Genomic DNA, 12,979 nt, shown 5'->3' with positions numbered 1-12,979 from the left:
AGCTGCCGCTTGCTGTCGCCATGCTGAACGAGCCCCGTGCTCACTGCCCGAGGAACGCCGCGAGCTTGGCGAACAGCGGGTTCTCCCGATCGAACACGTAGTCCAGCGACACCACAGAGACGGTCTCGGCGCCATGCTCGCGCAGGAAGCTCGCCAGCGCATAGAGCTGACCCGGCGGGCAGTGCAGCGTCAGCATGCCTGACGAAGTCGGACCGCCGAACGGCGCCTCGACTCCGTATCGGCTATGGGCCTCGCCGAGCAGGGCGGCGTCGCATTGCCGGAAGCGGGTGCGGACTTCGCGGTACTTGTTGGCCCGCGCCCGCGCTGCGATGTGATCGAGGATGACACGCGCCGTCTCTCGCGCCTGCGGCGACCAGTCGGCCCCTTTGGATGCCACCAGATTGGCCTGGCTGCGCAGGATTGTACCGTCGTCGAGCACCCGCAAGCCGTTGGCGGCGAGCGTTGCGCCCGTAGTGGTGATGTCGACGATCAGCTCGGCGCTGCCGGCTGCCGGCGCGCCTTCCGTTGCGCCTGCGCTTTCGACGATGCGGTAATCGGTGATGCCGTGGGCCTGGAAGAAGCCGCGGGTGAGGTTGACGAACTTGGTCGCGACCCGCATCCGCATGTGATGCTGCTCGCGGAAGCCGGTGGTGACATCGTCGAGGTCCGCCATGGTGCGGACGTCGATCCAGGCCTGCGGCACCGCGACGACGACGTCGGCATAGCCGAAGCCGAGCCCTTCTATCAGCGACACGCGCTTGTCGGCATCGGCGATGTTCTCGCGCACCAGGTCCTCGCCGGTGACGCCGAGATGCGCGAAGCCGCGGGCGAGTTGCGAGGCGATCTCGCTCGCCGAGAGATAGGCGACCTCGACATTGTCGAGACCTGCGATCGTGCCGCGGTAGTCGCGGGCGCCGCCGGCCTTCGACAGCTTGAGGCCGGCACGGGCAAAGAAGGCCTCGGTGTTTTCCTGCAGGCGGCCCTTGGAGGGAACGGCCAGAACGAATGGCGCGCTCATGACTTAAGCTCCCACCTTGCGGCCGATCTTCGTCAGCGCATCCACCCAGACCGAGAAGCCGACCGCGGGGATCGGCTCGCTTGATCCGAGCTGGGTCATCAGCCCGTCATAGCGGCCGCCCGCGACCAGCGGCTCGGCGCCGTTGCCCCGGTGATGCAGCTCGAATTCGAAGCCGGTGTAATAGTCGAGGCCGCGCCCGAACGCCGTCGAGAAGCGGGTCTGCTTCACCTCGATGCCGCGCGCCGCCATGAAGCCGACGCGGCTCTCGAACTGATCGATCGCCGGGGCGAGATCGAGCTTCGCGTCGGTCATGAGTGCGCGCAGCTCGGCTATGGCGTCGTCGGGATTGCCTGATATCGACAGGAAGCGCTTGAGCACGGCGATCGCCTCGCGCGGCAGCGCGCCGCCCTTCAGCGTCGATTGCTCGAGGAAGCGATCGGCGATCTCGGCCGTGGTGCGTCCGCCGACATTGGTGGTGCCGGCGATCGACATCAGATCAGTGACGAAGGCGAGTGCCGCCTTGCGATCGGAGCCGGCGAGGGCGGCCAGCACGCCCTCGTATTCGCTGCGCGTCGCGGTGCTGGCGGCTGCCAGCCGCTCCAGATCCTGCTCCAGGCTGATCTTGCGGTTGAAATCCTTGACTAGGCGGCGGCGCCAGACCGGATAGAGGTTGAGTGCATCCAGCAGGGCATTGAACAGCGCGACATCGCCGGTGCGGATCTCGACATCGCGGACGCCGAAGGCGGCGGTCGCCTCCAGCGCCAGGGCCAACATCTCGGCATCGGCCGCGGCGCGGTCCTGGCGGCCGAACGATTCGATGCCGGCTTGCAGGAATTCGCTGGCCTGGCCGCTGCGGTAGCGAAACACCGGGCCGAGATAGCTGAACCCGGCCGGCTGGCCGGCGCGGGTCGAGGCGAGATAGTCGCGCGCGACGGGAATCGTCAGGTCCGGGCGCAGGCAGAGCTCCTCGCCGGAAAGGTCCGTGGTGAGGTACAGGCTCTTGCGGATGTCCTCGCCGGAGAGATCCAGGAACGGCTCGGCCGGCTGCAGGATGGCGGGCTCGGCCCTGACATAGCCCGCCTGCGCGAACGACAAGAGCAGCGTATCCGCCCAGGCGGCGGAGCCGGCAGCATTTGAGGTGGCAGTCGCGGTCATCTCAGGGTCCATCGGCCCGGCGGAACCGGGCAGGGCAAGGAAGGAATGGGAGTTGGCGCAGCCCTTAGCATGGCCCGAAAGCGGTTTCGACCTCCAAAGGATCAATCGCTTAACGAGTTTCGAGCGACGCCGGCCCCCGTCGGCAGGGTGTAGAACGTGGCATCGATCAGGTAATATAATACCCAATTCCGATGGATCACGTTTCGTCGCGGGACGGGGTCCGTGAGGCGGAGAAACGCCTTGATGAGCCGCAGCGACTCGCATGCTCGCGCCTCGGGCACAACGTCGTCATTCATTGCCATGTCTTCCATCGCGATCGCCGCCCCGGCGGCGCCGGCATCGTCGAAACTGTTGGATGCGCGCTCGCGCAATGAAGTCCTGGCGGCCAGGGTCCGGCAGGCACATCGAAGGTCTCGTCGACAACGATGTTCAGATGCCGCAGCAGGCCGGCGTCACAATGAGAAACTAGGGACGGCTGGCAAGTCGTCGCATACTCATTTTGGGTATGGCCGATGGTCCGTTCGCCGTAGCCATCGTTTACAAGATGAATGTTGGTTTTCGATTCATGCGCAATGCTTCAGATATTATCCGGACGGTCTCGCGGCACACGCTAGCCTATATGCTGTTCTCGATGAGCGAGTTGTTCCGGCACTACGACGAATTCGATCCGCTGGACCTTCTGATCATTCATGCGGTCCTGAACGCCAATGTCATCCACGTGATGAACGATCCGGCGTTGGACGAGAAATTCTCCAGCATTCATGCCGTCGAGCCGGACGTCATCAAGCAGGGGGTCTCTCGTGCCGCACTCTCCCGCTTCCTCAGCCTGCCCCTGGAGACGGTTCGCCGTCGCGTGACGGGACTGAAGAGGCGGAAGATTCTCGCCGAGACGAAGGCCGGACTCATCGTGACCGAGCAGAACGCATTCAGGTTTGGAAACAACCACGAACTGCAGAAGACGAACATGCTGTTGCTCGCGAGGCTGCTTCGCGATCTCAGGCGTGCCGGCATCAGCGGGCCGGATGATCTGCGCGCCTCCAGGGGCGCGGCGTCCGCAAAGAAGGCAAGGTAAGCGACACGATATGGATCAAGGCCATCTCGATACGGCGCGCGAGGGAGCGCGAGAGCTGGCGACGGACCGCTTGATGTCCTTCCAGGAGCTCAAGCCATCGTCGGCCCTCGAGCTCATGGCGTATGACATCGACCATTTCGGCGAGACCGAGAGATATGCCGGCGCTTCCAGCATGCCGTTGTCGGTCGGGGCGACGGCAATCATGCGGGCTCGGCTCAGCCTGCCGACCCTGACCCTCTCTCTGGTGAAAACCTTCCCGAGGATCGTTCGCGGCTATCGATTGACGGATGCCGCCGCCGTCGTGGTGCCGATGGATCACGTGACCTCGGCCCGCATCAACGGGCAACCAATGGGCCGCTCCATCGTCGTTCTGACGGGCAGCTCCGATTGCCTGGTCTATGAGCCGGAGGGCCGGCTGATGGCAGTCGTGTATCTCAGTCCGCCGCAGCGCGAACCCTGGGCGCAACTGGGTGACGGCTATCGCCTGGTGAACCCGCCGTCGGACGTTTTTGCCTCGCTGCGCCGCCTGATCTCCGTCACGCTGGAAATCGCGGCACATGACCCGGACTTCCTGAACGAGCCGATGTCGCTGACCGCCGTCGAGCAGTCCCTGCTCAGCACGATGGACGCTGCGCTGCGCACCAGCGCGAGCGGCGGACCTGCATCGTCCGCCACGGATGGCTATCGGCGGATCGTCGCGGACATGGAAAGATTGATCCGGCAAGACCCGACGGTCTGGCCCAGGACGCCCGAACTGGCCGCGCAGGTGGGCGTGTCCGTCCGGACTCTCCAGAGCGCGACACAGGCCATTTGCGGCATGAGCCCGCATCGCTACAGCCGGGTCCTGCGGCTCTGGTCGGTGCGCAAGCAGCTGCGCATCGGTCCTGGGCGGCGCAGTGTGAAGGCCTGCGCAATTGCGCACGGCTTCTGGCACCTGAGCGAGTTCGCGGCGAGTTACAGGGCGGCCTTCGGGGAGCTGCCGTCCGAGACCCTGCACCGCGCGATGCGGGAAACGATCTAGCCGCCTCCACCGCCCCAGTCGCCCAGCACCGCCTGCACCAACGCCAGGGCCGCCACCGCGGCGGTGTCGGCTCGCATGATCCGGGGGCCGAGGGCCAGCCGCAGGATCCTGGGCTGCCGCAGCAGCAGTGCCCGTTCCTCCTCGGCGAAGCCACCTTCGGGGCCGATCAGCACGTCAATACCTCCGCCGGCCTCACGGCTGTCTTGCAGGCTCTGAACGGGGTCCTGGACCTCCGCCGCCTCATCGCAGAAGATCAGCAACCGGCCCGCGGCGCGCTGGCTCAAGAAGCGCTCCAGCGGCACCGGCTCGGCAACGGTGGCGATGCTGAGGATGCCGCATTGCTCGGCCGCCTCGACCACGTTGGCGCGCATCCGCTCGGTATTGACCCGGGAGGCCTGGGTAAACCGTGTCAGGACCGGCTGCAGGGCGGCGGCGCCCATCTCGATCGCCTTCTGCACCATGTAATCCAGCCGGGCATGCTTGAGCGGCGCGAAGACGTAAGTGAGGTCGGGTAGTCGGTCCTGGGGCCGGGTCTGCTGGAGGATCACGAGGCCATCCGGCCGCTTGCGGCCTTCGATCGCCGCCTGCCACTCGCCGTCACGGCCGTTGAAGGCCAGGACTTCGGCCCCGGCGGCAAGGCGCAGCACGTTGCCGAGATAGTTGCTCTGGTCGCGGTCGAGCGGCACCCTGGCGTCCTGGACGAGGGCGGCATCGACGAACAGGCGGGGAGCGCGAAAATCGTGGGAGGGCATCGTCAGAGGTCCGATTTGCCGCCGTTCTTAACCGAAACCAGTAGTTTTGGGGGTAAATATCGCCGGATTGGTGCGTCCCAGCGCCGCGCTCTTGCCCTATTCCACGGGTTGTTAAGGGCCGGCGGGAATCGTAGAAAAGCGAACACGCTGGTCGCGCTTCAATTGGGAAGACGCCGCCCCCGTAAGCTCCTGCCGGAGAGACTGCCTTCATGATCCGTCGTCTGATGGTTCCGATCACTGCCGCCATGGTCGCCATGGGTGCCGCGGGCGCCCAAGCGCAAAGCGCCTTCCCGGCGCCGCTGCCCGGCCAGGCTGCTACCAGCTCCCCCTTTCCGCCCGTGAACGGCTCGGCACCCGTCGCCTCCGTCGGCACGACGCCGCAATCGTCGTTTCCGGTGAACGGCGCCGCCCCGGTCGGCGGTGCCGGCGCCTTCAGCGCGGCTCCGCCGACGCAAGCCGGTCCCGGCGAGGACTGCATGAAGGCGTTCATGCCCCTGCGCGAAGAAGCCGAGAAGCGCGGCAAGCTGATCAAGGCGGCGAGCGACCGTCACGCGCCGCCGGACGAGGCCTGCAAGCTGATCCGCAATTTCAGCCAGGCCGAGACCAAGATGATCAAGTACATCGAGACCCACGCCGCCAAATGCGGAATCCCGCCGCAGGTCGGCGCGCAGATGAAGGACGGTCACAAGAACACAGAGGCGATGGCGGCGAAGGTCTGCAACGTCGCGCTGCAGATGCAGCAGCAACAGGCGCGTCCGGCCGGCCCGTCCCTGAGCGAGGTACTCGGTTCGGGCTCTGCGCCCGAGGTCAATGCCGGCAAGAAGGGCGGCAGCACCTTCGATACGCTCAACGGCAACGTCCTGACCCGATGATACACGTGCCGCCGATTTGAAGTTCCTACGGTGCTTGCCGCGAGATCCTCATAGGAACTTCAAATCGATAAGCGGCACGTGAATTATAGTTTTCCTGCTAGTGCCCTTGTAGTTTTCGAAGTTCGTACCGGAACACGCCGCGATGGAATACGAACTTCGAAAACTGGGCACTAGCACATCCGCCCGCGTTGCCGATTCCACCGGCAACTGGGTCGATACGCTCGCGCCGCATTGGGCGCGGCCTTACCTGCGCCTGTCCCGCTTCGACCGTCCGATCGGCTCCTGGCTTCTCCTGATGCCATGCTGGTGGTCGGCGGCGCTCGCCGCCGGCATGGCGCATGACGTCCGCGGCCTGCCGCTCACCATCGTGCTGTTCTTCATCGGCGCCTTCGTGATGCGCGGGGCAGGTTGCACGTGGAACGACATCACCGATCGCGATCTCGACGACAAGGTCGAGCGCACGCGCTCGCGGCCGTTGCCGTCAGGGCAGGTGACCACCAAGCAGGCGCTGGCCTTCATGGTCGCGCAGGCGCTGATCGGCCTCCTGGTGCTGCTGCAGTTCAACCGCTTCGCGATCGCGACCGGCATCGCCTCGCTTCTGATCGTCGCGATCTATCCCTTCATGAAGCGCATCACCTGGTGGCCGCAGATCGTGCTCGGGCTTGCCTTCTCATGGGGCGCCTTGATGGGATTTGCCGTCACGTTCGGACACATCGACGTCACCGCGCTCGTGCTCTATGCCGGCGCGATTTCCTGGGTGATCGGCTATGACACGATCTACGCGCATCAGGACGCCGAGGACGACGCGCTGATCGGCATCAAGTCGACCGCGCGCCTGTTCGGCGCGCACACGCACCAGGCGCTGATCCTGTTCTACGGGCTCGCGGTGATGTTGATCGGCATCGCGCTGGCTTCCGCCGATGTGCGCTGGCCGGCCTGGCTCGGGCTCGTGGCCTTCGCCCTGCATCTCGCCTCGCAGATCGTGCGCCTGAAGATCGAAGATCCCGGACTGTGTCTGCGCCTGTTCAAGTCGAACAGGGATGCTGGCCTGCTGCTTTTTGCGGGATTGCTGGTCGACGCGGTGATGCGAGCCGCGTAGGTCTCGTAGGGTGGATTAGCGAAGCGTAATCCACCTCTTCGCTTTCCATGCGGACAGAAGTTGGTGGGTTACGCCTACGGCTAACCCACCCTACGGCACCTTCAATTCCGCGCGATGATCTCGCGCTCGCCCTTATGAACGGTGAGTTCGCGCGTCATCGCAACGCGCCGGCGCATCAGGAATTTCGGGCGGCGGGCGCGGATCGCGTTGGCACGGCGACGGCGCGGCGCGGGCTTGCGGGCGCCTTCGTCGAGCTGCGGCAGCGCGAAGAGCTCGCTCCAGATCGCCCAGGCTTGCGCGATCTCGTCGGCATCGGCGCCGACCAGCAGCGGAATGGACAGCGAGGGATCGCGATGCACGAGGACGAGCGTCTGCACTTCGTCATTGCCGCGCAAGGCGACGCCGGTGAAGTCGGCAACGCGCACGTTGATCGCCATCTGCATGCCGCGGACGGCACGGCGCAGCACGACACGCTCGCGATGAAGCTCGATCTGCCTGACATGTCCGTCGGCGCGCGGGTCATGCGCATCGAAGCGGACCGGAAGGGAAAGGGGGTCGAGCCGCAAGGAGCGGCTCGACCCGGCGGGAGTGATCCCGCATGTTGCTGTTTGACGCCTCACGGCTTTAGTTCTCCCCGCCGGGATTATGTTCCCGGTCGATGCGAGGACCTTAGCGCGGCCCTTTCCGAAACCGCTTAAAAAGCCTGGTTAACCCACCGTCACCGCTGCTCATGATTGACAAGACCTTGGCGCGCATGATTGACGAGACGTTGCGCCGAAGTTGCGAATCTGAGCTTTTGGCAGGCTGAAAATGCTTGAAGTCCGCGCCGTCAGGGCACATCTGTGGGTTCCGGTCCCGAACCCCGCCCCAACAGGATTTCGTTTGTGAACTCTTCACCAAGCTCGACGACCACCCATCGCGACCTGTTCGATCAGTCCGCGCTCTCCGATCTCGCGCAGCGGCTGGTCGAGGCGGCGAGGCGCGCCGGCGCGGATGCGGCCGATGCGGTCGCGGTGCGCGGCGTCTCGCAAGGCGTCGAGGTCCGCGACGGCCGTGTCGAGGAATCCGAGCGGTCGGAGGGCGACGATGTCGGCCTGCGGGTGCTGGTCGGCCAACGCCAGGCGGTGGTCTCGACCAACGACGTCAGCGGCGATGCCGTGACCAAGCTTGCCGAACGCGCGGTCGCGATGGCGCGCGTGGCGCCCGACGACAAATATGTCGGCCTCGCCGATCCCGCCCTGCTCGCGCGCGATTTCCCCGATCTCGACCTGCTCGATCCCGATGTGCCGGCGACCGCCGAGCTCGAGCGCCGCGCGCTCGCGGCCGAAGCTGCGGCGCTCGGCGTGAAGGGTGTGACTAAGTCCGGCGGCGCCTCGGCTTCCGCCGGCATCGGCGGCATGGTGCTCGTGACTTCGACCGGCTTCCACGGCTCTTACCTCCGCTCCAGCCAGGGCATTTCCGCCACCGCCATATCGGGCGAAGGCACCGGCATGGAGCGCGATTACGACTTCACCTCGGCGCCGCACGGCGCCGATCTGTTGTCGCCGGAGACGGTCGGCCGTTCCGCCGGAGAGCGCACCGTGGCGCGCTACAATCCGCGCAAGGTCGAGACCTGCAAGGTGCCGGTCGTGTTCGATCCGCGCGTCGCGGGCTCGCTGGTCGGCCACCTCGTCGGCGCCATCAACGGCGCCTCGATCGCGCGCAAGACCAGCTTCCTGAAGGACAGGCTCGGCCAGCAGCTCTTCGCCAAGAACATCCGCATCATCGACGATCCCTTGCGCAAGCGCGGCCTGCGCTCGCAGACCTTCGATGCCGAGGGCGTCGCGGTGAAGAGGACCGCGCTGGTCGACGACGGCGTGCTGACGACCTGGCTGCTCGATTGCGCCACCGCGCGCGAGCTCGGCCTCGCCACCACCGGCCATGCCCATCGCGGCGTCTCCTCCTCGCCGTCGCCCGGGCCGTACAATCTGCATCTCGAGCCCGGAACGCCGACTCCTGCTGAATTGATCTCGGATATCAAACAGGGCTTCTACGTCACCGATCTGATCGGCTCCGGCGTCAACGGCGTCACCGGCGATTACAGCCGCGGCGCCTCCGGTTTCTGGATCGAGAACGGCGAGATCACCTATCCCGTCAGCGAAGTCACGATCGCCGGGCATCTGTTCGAGATCTTCAAGTCGATACAGCCCGCGAACAATCTCGAATTCCGCTACGGCATCAATGCGCCGACGGTGCGCATCGAGGGTTTGACGCTTGGCGGACGCTGACGCGCACTCTCTGGACGAAACCATTCTGGCCCGCGACGCGGCGCTGCTGAAGGCCACGGTGCGGGAAGCGGGCGCGCTCGCGCAGTCGATGTTTCGCACCGAGCTGCGGAAGTGGACCAAGGGCGCGTCCTCCCCGGTGTCGGAGGCCGACATCGCGGTCAACGATCTCCTCGAGGCGCGCCTGCGCGCGGCGACACCCGACTATGGCTGGCTGTCGGAGGAGAGCGCCGACGATGCGGCACGGCTGTCGCGGCGGCTGACATGGATCGTCGATCCCATCGACGGCACGCGCAATTATCTGGGCGGTCATGACGAGTGGTGCGTCAGCGTGGCGCTGGTGGAGGACGCCTCGCCCGTTCTCGCCGCGGTGTTTGCACCAGCTAGCGACGAGTTCTTCTTCGCGGTGCGCGGCCAGGGCACGACGCTCAACGACAAGCCGGTGCGGGCGACGTCCGGATCCGAGCTCGACTTCGCCCGCGTCGCCGGCCCGAAGCCCCTGGTCGAGCGGCTGAAGCCGTCACTCGGCGAGATCAAGCTGCATCGGCGAATCGGCTCGCTGGCGCTGCGGCTGTGCCGGGTGGCCCATGGCGCGCTGGATGCGGCTTTTGCGGGGGGCAGCAGCCATGATTGGGACCTTGCGGCGGCCGATTTGATCGTGCAGGAAGCGGATGGTAGGATGAGCGACCTCTCCGGAGAACCCATCCTCTATAACCGCCGGGAAGTGGCGCACGGAGTGCTGGTGGCAGCGGGACGCGATCGTCATGCGGGCATTGTCGCGCATTTTCGCAACCGTCCCTTGGCCTGAAGCGCTTCGTCGTGCTTGTCGGACACTGCTTTGCCGGGCAGCCCGCTAGGAACAGAACTCATGCCAGATAGTGCCCCGCAACAACTGCTCCACCTCGTCATCGGCGGCGAACTCGTCGATCTCGAGCACAACGTCTTCAAGAATCTGGACGACGTCGACATCGTCGGCCTCTATCCGAACTATGCCGCCGCCCACGCCGCCTGGCGGGCCAAGGCGCAGAGCACGGTCGACAACGCACAGATGCGCTATTTCATCGTCCATCTCCACCGGCTGCTCGACCCGAATCAAGAACCGGCGCGTTGAAAAGACTGCTTCGCAATACGCTGCGAAGCAGCTGGTTTCAGCGTGCCGTCGGGGTCCTGGCGGCCGAATATCTGCGTCTGGTCTGGCGGACCAACAAATTCACGTTGGATCCCTCGGACGTCTATGGACGCGTCGAGCCGCAGCTCCCCGCGATCTTCGCGTTCTGGCACGGCCAGCATTTCCTGACGCCCTTCATCAAGAATCAGGACAAGGCCTCCTATCGGGCCAAGGTCCTGATCTCGCGCCATCGCGACGGCGAGTTCAATGCGATTACGGCCGAACGGCTCGGCATCGGCACCATCCGCGGCTCCGGCGACCACGGCGGGGCGTTCCATCGCAAGGGGGGTGTGGGCGCCTTCAAGGAAATGGTGCGGACGCTCCAAGGCGGTTGTAATGTCGCGTTGACTGCCGACGTCCCCAAGCGCTCACGCGTGGCGGGGCTCGGCATTATCATGCTGGCACGGGAATCGGGACGGCCGATCATGCCTTTCGCGATGGCGACCAGCCGCTTCGTCCGGCTCAAGAACTGGGACCGCACCACCATCAATCTGCCGTTCGGGCGCGGCGCATTGGTCGGCATCAAGGAAATCCACGTTCCCGCAGATGCCGACGCCGCCGCGATGGAAGCGTTGCGGCAGGAGCTGGAAGACACGTTGAACGAAGCGACCCGCCGCGCCTACGCTCAACTCGGCCGTCCGGGACCGGAAGATGCCTAAGTCGCTGCCTATTGCGCTGCCGATCACGCTGCGGATGTATCGGCGCCTGGCCTCCGGCCTGGTGCCGCTTGCGCCTGCACTGATCAAGCGGCGGCTGAAGCAGGGTAAGGAGGATCCCGCGCGCGTCGGCGAGCGACGGGGGCTGTCCCGCGACGTGCGGCCGCATGGCCCGCTGGTCTGGATCCACGGCGCCAGCGTCGGCGAGGTGCTGGCCGCCGCGGCGCTGGTCGGGCGCCTGCGCGATCTCAATCTGCGCATCCTGCTCACCTCGGGCACCGTCACCTCGGCGGCGGTGGCGGCAAAGCGCTTTCCGCCTGACGTGATCCATCAATACGTACCGTACGACTCTCCGCGCTATGTCGCGCGCTTCCTCGATCACTGGAAGCCGTCGCTGGCGCTGTTCATCGAATCCGACCTGTGGCCGAACCTGATCCTCGCCGGCGCGGCGCGCCGGGTGCCGATGGTGCTGATCAACGGACGGATGTCGCCGCGCTCCTTCCCGCGCTGGCGGCGCATGCACGGCACCATCTCGGCGCTGCTGTCGCGGTTCGACATTTGTCTTGCGCAGTCGAAGACCGATGCCGAGCGCTTTTCCGCGCTCGGCGGCCGCGACGTCGTCACCACGGGCAATCTCAAGCTGGACGTGCCGGCGCCGCCGGCCGATCCAGCAAAGCTCGAACGGCTGATGGCGATGACGCGCGGGCGTCCGATCATCGTGGCGGCCTCGACCCATCCGGGCGAGGACGAGATGCTGATCGCCGCGCATCGCAGCCTCTCCGGTTTCTTCCCGCAGCTTCTCACCGTGATCGTGCCGCGGCATCCGGATCGCGGCTCCGCGATCGCGGGCCTGGTCACGTCCTCCGGCCTGAAGCCCGGCTTGCGCTCGCGCGAGGAACTGCCGACGGCCACGACCGACGTCTACGTTGCCGACACCATGGGCGAGCTCGGCCTGTTCTACCGTCTCTCGCCGATCGTGTTCATGGGCGGATCGCTGATCCACCATGGCGGCCAGAATCCGATCGAGGCGATCAAGCTCGGCGCGGCGATCGTCCACGGTCCGCACGTCTTCAACTTCGCCGACGTCTATGAAGCGCTCGACGGCAGCGGCGGGGCGCGCCAGGCCGATACGCAGGAGGCGCTGGTCAAGCAGCTCGGCCTGCTCCTGGCCGAGCCGATGGTGCGCGACAAGATGCAACGCGCCGGCTCAGGCGTGGTCGAGCAGCTCGGCGGTGCGCTCGATCGCACCATGACCGCGCTCGAGCCGTATCTGCTGCAGTTGCGGATCGAGATGGGGGCCGCGAATGCGTGAGCCGGCCTTCTGGTACCGGCCACATTCCCCGCTATCGCATGTCCTCTTTCCGCTGGGTGCGCTCTACGGCGCCGTCACCGCATGGCGCATGCAGCGCGACGGCGTGGACGCCGGCATTCCCGTGATCTGCGTCGGCAACTACCATGTCGGCGGCGCCGGCAAGACGCCGACCGTGCTGGCGCTGACGAAGCTGCTTCGCGAACTCGGCGAGACGCCGGTCGTGCTCAGCCGCGGCTATGGCGGGCGCCTGAAGGGCCCGGTGATGGTCGACCGCGCCCGTCATGCCGCGGCCGACGTCGGCGACGAGCCCCTGATGATGGCGCGTGACGTCCCGGTCACAGTCGCGCGCGACCGACTCGACGGCGTCGCGCTGGCGAAATCGCAGGGCGCCACCGTGATCCTGATGGATGACGGTTTCCAGAATCCTGGTCTGTTCAAGGACGCGTCGCTGATCGTGATCGACAGCGAGCGCGGCCTCGGCAACGGCCAGGTGTTTCCCGCGGGCCCCCTGCGCGCGCCGTTGCAGGCGCAGCTCGCGCGCACCGACGCGCTGGTGCTGATCGGCGATGGCCGTGCCGCCAACGATGTCG

The 12,979-nt window shown here is 66.2% G+C and carries 15 protein-coding genes; 10 read left to right on the top strand and 5 right to left on the bottom strand.

What is annotated here, in order from left to right; genetic code table 11:
• Window positions 1-40: 40 nt before the first annotated feature.
• From hisG to H1B27_RS33150, 3 genes are all read right to left on the bottom strand, one after another.
• Window positions 41-1,018 carry an ATP phosphoribosyltransferase gene (gene hisG / locus H1B27_RS33160; RefSeq protein ID WP_131869139.1) on the bottom strand — a complete coding sequence of 326 codons (978 nt, stop codon included), beginning with the start codon at window positions 1,016-1,018 and terminating at the stop codon, window positions 41-43.
• A 3-nt stretch (window positions 1,019-1,021) separates the two neighbouring features.
• Window positions 1,022-2,173: an ATP phosphoribosyltransferase regulatory subunit gene (locus H1B27_RS33155; RefSeq protein WP_197968939.1), complete on the bottom strand. Its 1,152-nt coding sequence runs from the start codon at window positions 2,171-2,173 to the stop codon at window positions 1,022-1,024.
• A 101-nt stretch (window positions 2,174-2,274) separates the two neighbouring features.
• Entirely contained in the window at window positions 2,275-2,544 is a 270-nt protein-coding gene (locus H1B27_RS33150; protein ID WP_197968938.1) for a hypothetical protein, read from the bottom strand.
• A gap of 194 nt (window positions 2,545-2,738) precedes the next feature.
• Here H1B27_RS33150 and H1B27_RS33145 point away from each other — a divergent pair, with 194 nt between their 5' ends.
• Together H1B27_RS33145 and H1B27_RS33140 are read left to right on the top strand one after the other, a co-directional pair.
• Window positions 2,739-3,245 carry a hypothetical protein gene (locus tag H1B27_RS33145; RefSeq protein ID WP_197968937.1) on the top strand — a complete coding sequence of 169 codons (507 nt, stop codon included), beginning with the start codon at window positions 2,739-2,741 and terminating at the stop codon, window positions 3,243-3,245.
• Between the two features lie 172 nt (window positions 3,246-3,417).
• Window positions 3,418-4,266 (top strand): helix-turn-helix domain-containing protein, encoded by an 849-nt coding sequence (locus tag H1B27_RS33140; protein WP_246515870.1) that lies wholly within the window; start codon window positions 3,418-3,420, stop codon window positions 4,264-4,266.
• On the opposite strand, the gene H1B27_RS33135 is transcribed toward H1B27_RS33140, so the two are convergent.
• Window positions 4,263-5,018: a 16S rRNA (uracil(1498)-N(3))-methyltransferase gene (locus H1B27_RS33135; protein WP_197968935.1), complete on the bottom strand. Its 756-nt coding sequence runs from the start codon at window positions 5,016-5,018 to the stop codon at window positions 4,263-4,265. The two genes, H1B27_RS33140 and H1B27_RS33135, sit on opposite strands and share 4 nt — an antisense overlap.
• A gap of 209 nt (window positions 5,019-5,227) precedes the next feature.
• On the opposite strand from H1B27_RS33135, the gene H1B27_RS33130 reads away from it, so the two are divergent.
• Together H1B27_RS33130 and ubiA are read left to right on the top strand one after the other, a co-directional pair.
• Window positions 5,228-5,890: a hypothetical protein gene (locus H1B27_RS33130; protein ID WP_061877379.1), complete on the top strand. Its 663-nt coding sequence runs from the start codon at window positions 5,228-5,230 to the stop codon at window positions 5,888-5,890.
• Between the two features lie 142 nt (window positions 5,891-6,032).
• Complete coding sequence (gene ubiA, locus H1B27_RS33125; protein WP_197968934.1) at window positions 6,033-6,989, top strand: 4-hydroxybenzoate octaprenyltransferase; 957 nt, start codon at window positions 6,033-6,035, stop codon at window positions 6,987-6,989.
• Window positions 6,990-7,090: 101 nt separating this feature from the next.
• Here the strand turns inward: ubiA and H1B27_RS33120 are convergent, their stop codons facing one another.
• Window positions 7,091-7,609 (bottom strand): DUF6101 family protein, encoded by a 519-nt coding sequence (locus H1B27_RS33120; protein WP_197968933.1) that lies wholly within the window; start codon window positions 7,607-7,609, stop codon window positions 7,091-7,093.
• 264 nt (window positions 7,610-7,873) lie between these two features.
• Here H1B27_RS33120 and H1B27_RS33115 point away from each other — a divergent pair, with 264 nt between their 5' ends.
• The 6 genes from H1B27_RS33115 to lpxK all read left to right on the top strand — a co-directional run.
• Window positions 7,874-9,256, top strand: coding sequence for a TldD/PmbA family protein (locus H1B27_RS33115; RefSeq protein WP_197968932.1), 1,383 nt, complete (start codon window positions 7,874-7,876; stop codon window positions 9,254-9,256).
• The gene (locus H1B27_RS33110; RefSeq protein ID WP_197968931.1) at window positions 9,243-10,061 is read left to right on the top strand and encodes a 3'(2'),5'-bisphosphate nucleotidase CysQ; all 819 of its coding nucleotides are present in this window, start codon (window positions 9,243-9,245) and stop codon (window positions 10,059-10,061) included. The genes H1B27_RS33115 and H1B27_RS33110 overlap by 14 nt, the downstream gene beginning before the upstream one ends.
• A gap of 60 nt (window positions 10,062-10,121) precedes the next feature.
• Window positions 10,122-10,364: a DUF4170 domain-containing protein gene (locus H1B27_RS33105; RefSeq protein WP_061877384.1), complete on the top strand. Its 243-nt coding sequence runs from the start codon at window positions 10,122-10,124 to the stop codon at window positions 10,362-10,364.
• Window positions 10,361-11,080, top strand: coding sequence for a lysophospholipid acyltransferase family protein (locus tag H1B27_RS33100; protein WP_061877385.1), 720 nt, complete (start codon window positions 10,361-10,363; stop codon window positions 11,078-11,080). The genes H1B27_RS33105 and H1B27_RS33100 overlap by 4 nt, the downstream gene beginning before the upstream one ends.
• Complete coding sequence (locus tag H1B27_RS33095; RefSeq protein ID WP_197968930.1) at window positions 11,073-12,389, top strand: 3-deoxy-D-manno-octulosonic acid transferase; 1,317 nt, start codon at window positions 11,073-11,075, stop codon at window positions 12,387-12,389. Before H1B27_RS33100 ends, H1B27_RS33095 begins: the two co-directional genes overlap by 8 nt.
• Window positions 12,382-12,979 (top strand): tetraacyldisaccharide 4'-kinase (lpxK, locus tag H1B27_RS33090; RefSeq protein ID WP_197968929.1); only part of this gene is annotated, 598 nt, incomplete at its 3' end. The genes H1B27_RS33095 and lpxK, both read left to right, overlap by 8 nt.

Origin of the sequence: Bradyrhizobium diversitatis (genome assembly GCF_016031635.1) — a bacterium.
GTDB classification, from domain to species: domain Bacteria; phylum Pseudomonadota; class Alphaproteobacteria; order Rhizobiales; family Xanthobacteraceae; genus Bradyrhizobium; species Bradyrhizobium diversitatis.
Note: the sequence above shows the minus strand (reverse complement) of the source record. Positions and strands in the feature narration are given on the sequence as shown.

Bases quoted from the DNA above. Each gene is read 5' to 3' on its own strand.
- hisG (WP_131869139.1), bottom strand. From the start codon at position 1,018: ATGAGCGCGCCATTCGTTCTGGCCGTTCCCTCCAAGGGCCGCCTGCAG.
- H1B27_RS33155 (WP_197968939.1), bottom strand. From the start codon at position 2,173: ATGACCGCGACTGCCACCTCAAATGCTGCCGGCTCCGCCGCCTGGGCG.
- H1B27_RS33145 (WP_197968937.1), top strand. From the start codon at position 2,739: ATGCGCAATGCTTCAGATATTATCCGGACGGTCTCGCGGCACACGCTA.
- H1B27_RS33140 (WP_246515870.1), top strand. From the start codon at position 3,418: ATGCCGTTGTCGGTCGGGGCGACGGCAATCATGCGGGCTCGGCTCAGC.
- H1B27_RS33135 (WP_197968935.1), bottom strand. From the start codon at position 5,018: ATGCCCTCCCACGATTTTCGCGCTCCCCGCCTGTTCGTCGATGCCGCC.
- H1B27_RS33130 (WP_061877379.1), top strand. From the start codon at position 5,228: ATGATCCGTCGTCTGATGGTTCCGATCACTGCCGCCATGGTCGCCATG.
- ubiA (WP_197968934.1), top strand. From the start codon at position 6,033: ATGGAATACGAACTTCGAAAACTGGGCACTAGCACATCCGCCCGCGTT.
- H1B27_RS33105 (WP_061877384.1), top strand. From the start codon at position 10,122: ATGCCAGATAGTGCCCCGCAACAACTGCTCCACCTCGTCATCGGCGGC.
- H1B27_RS33095 (WP_197968930.1), top strand. From the start codon at position 11,073: ATGCCTAAGTCGCTGCCTATTGCGCTGCCGATCACGCTGCGGATGTAT.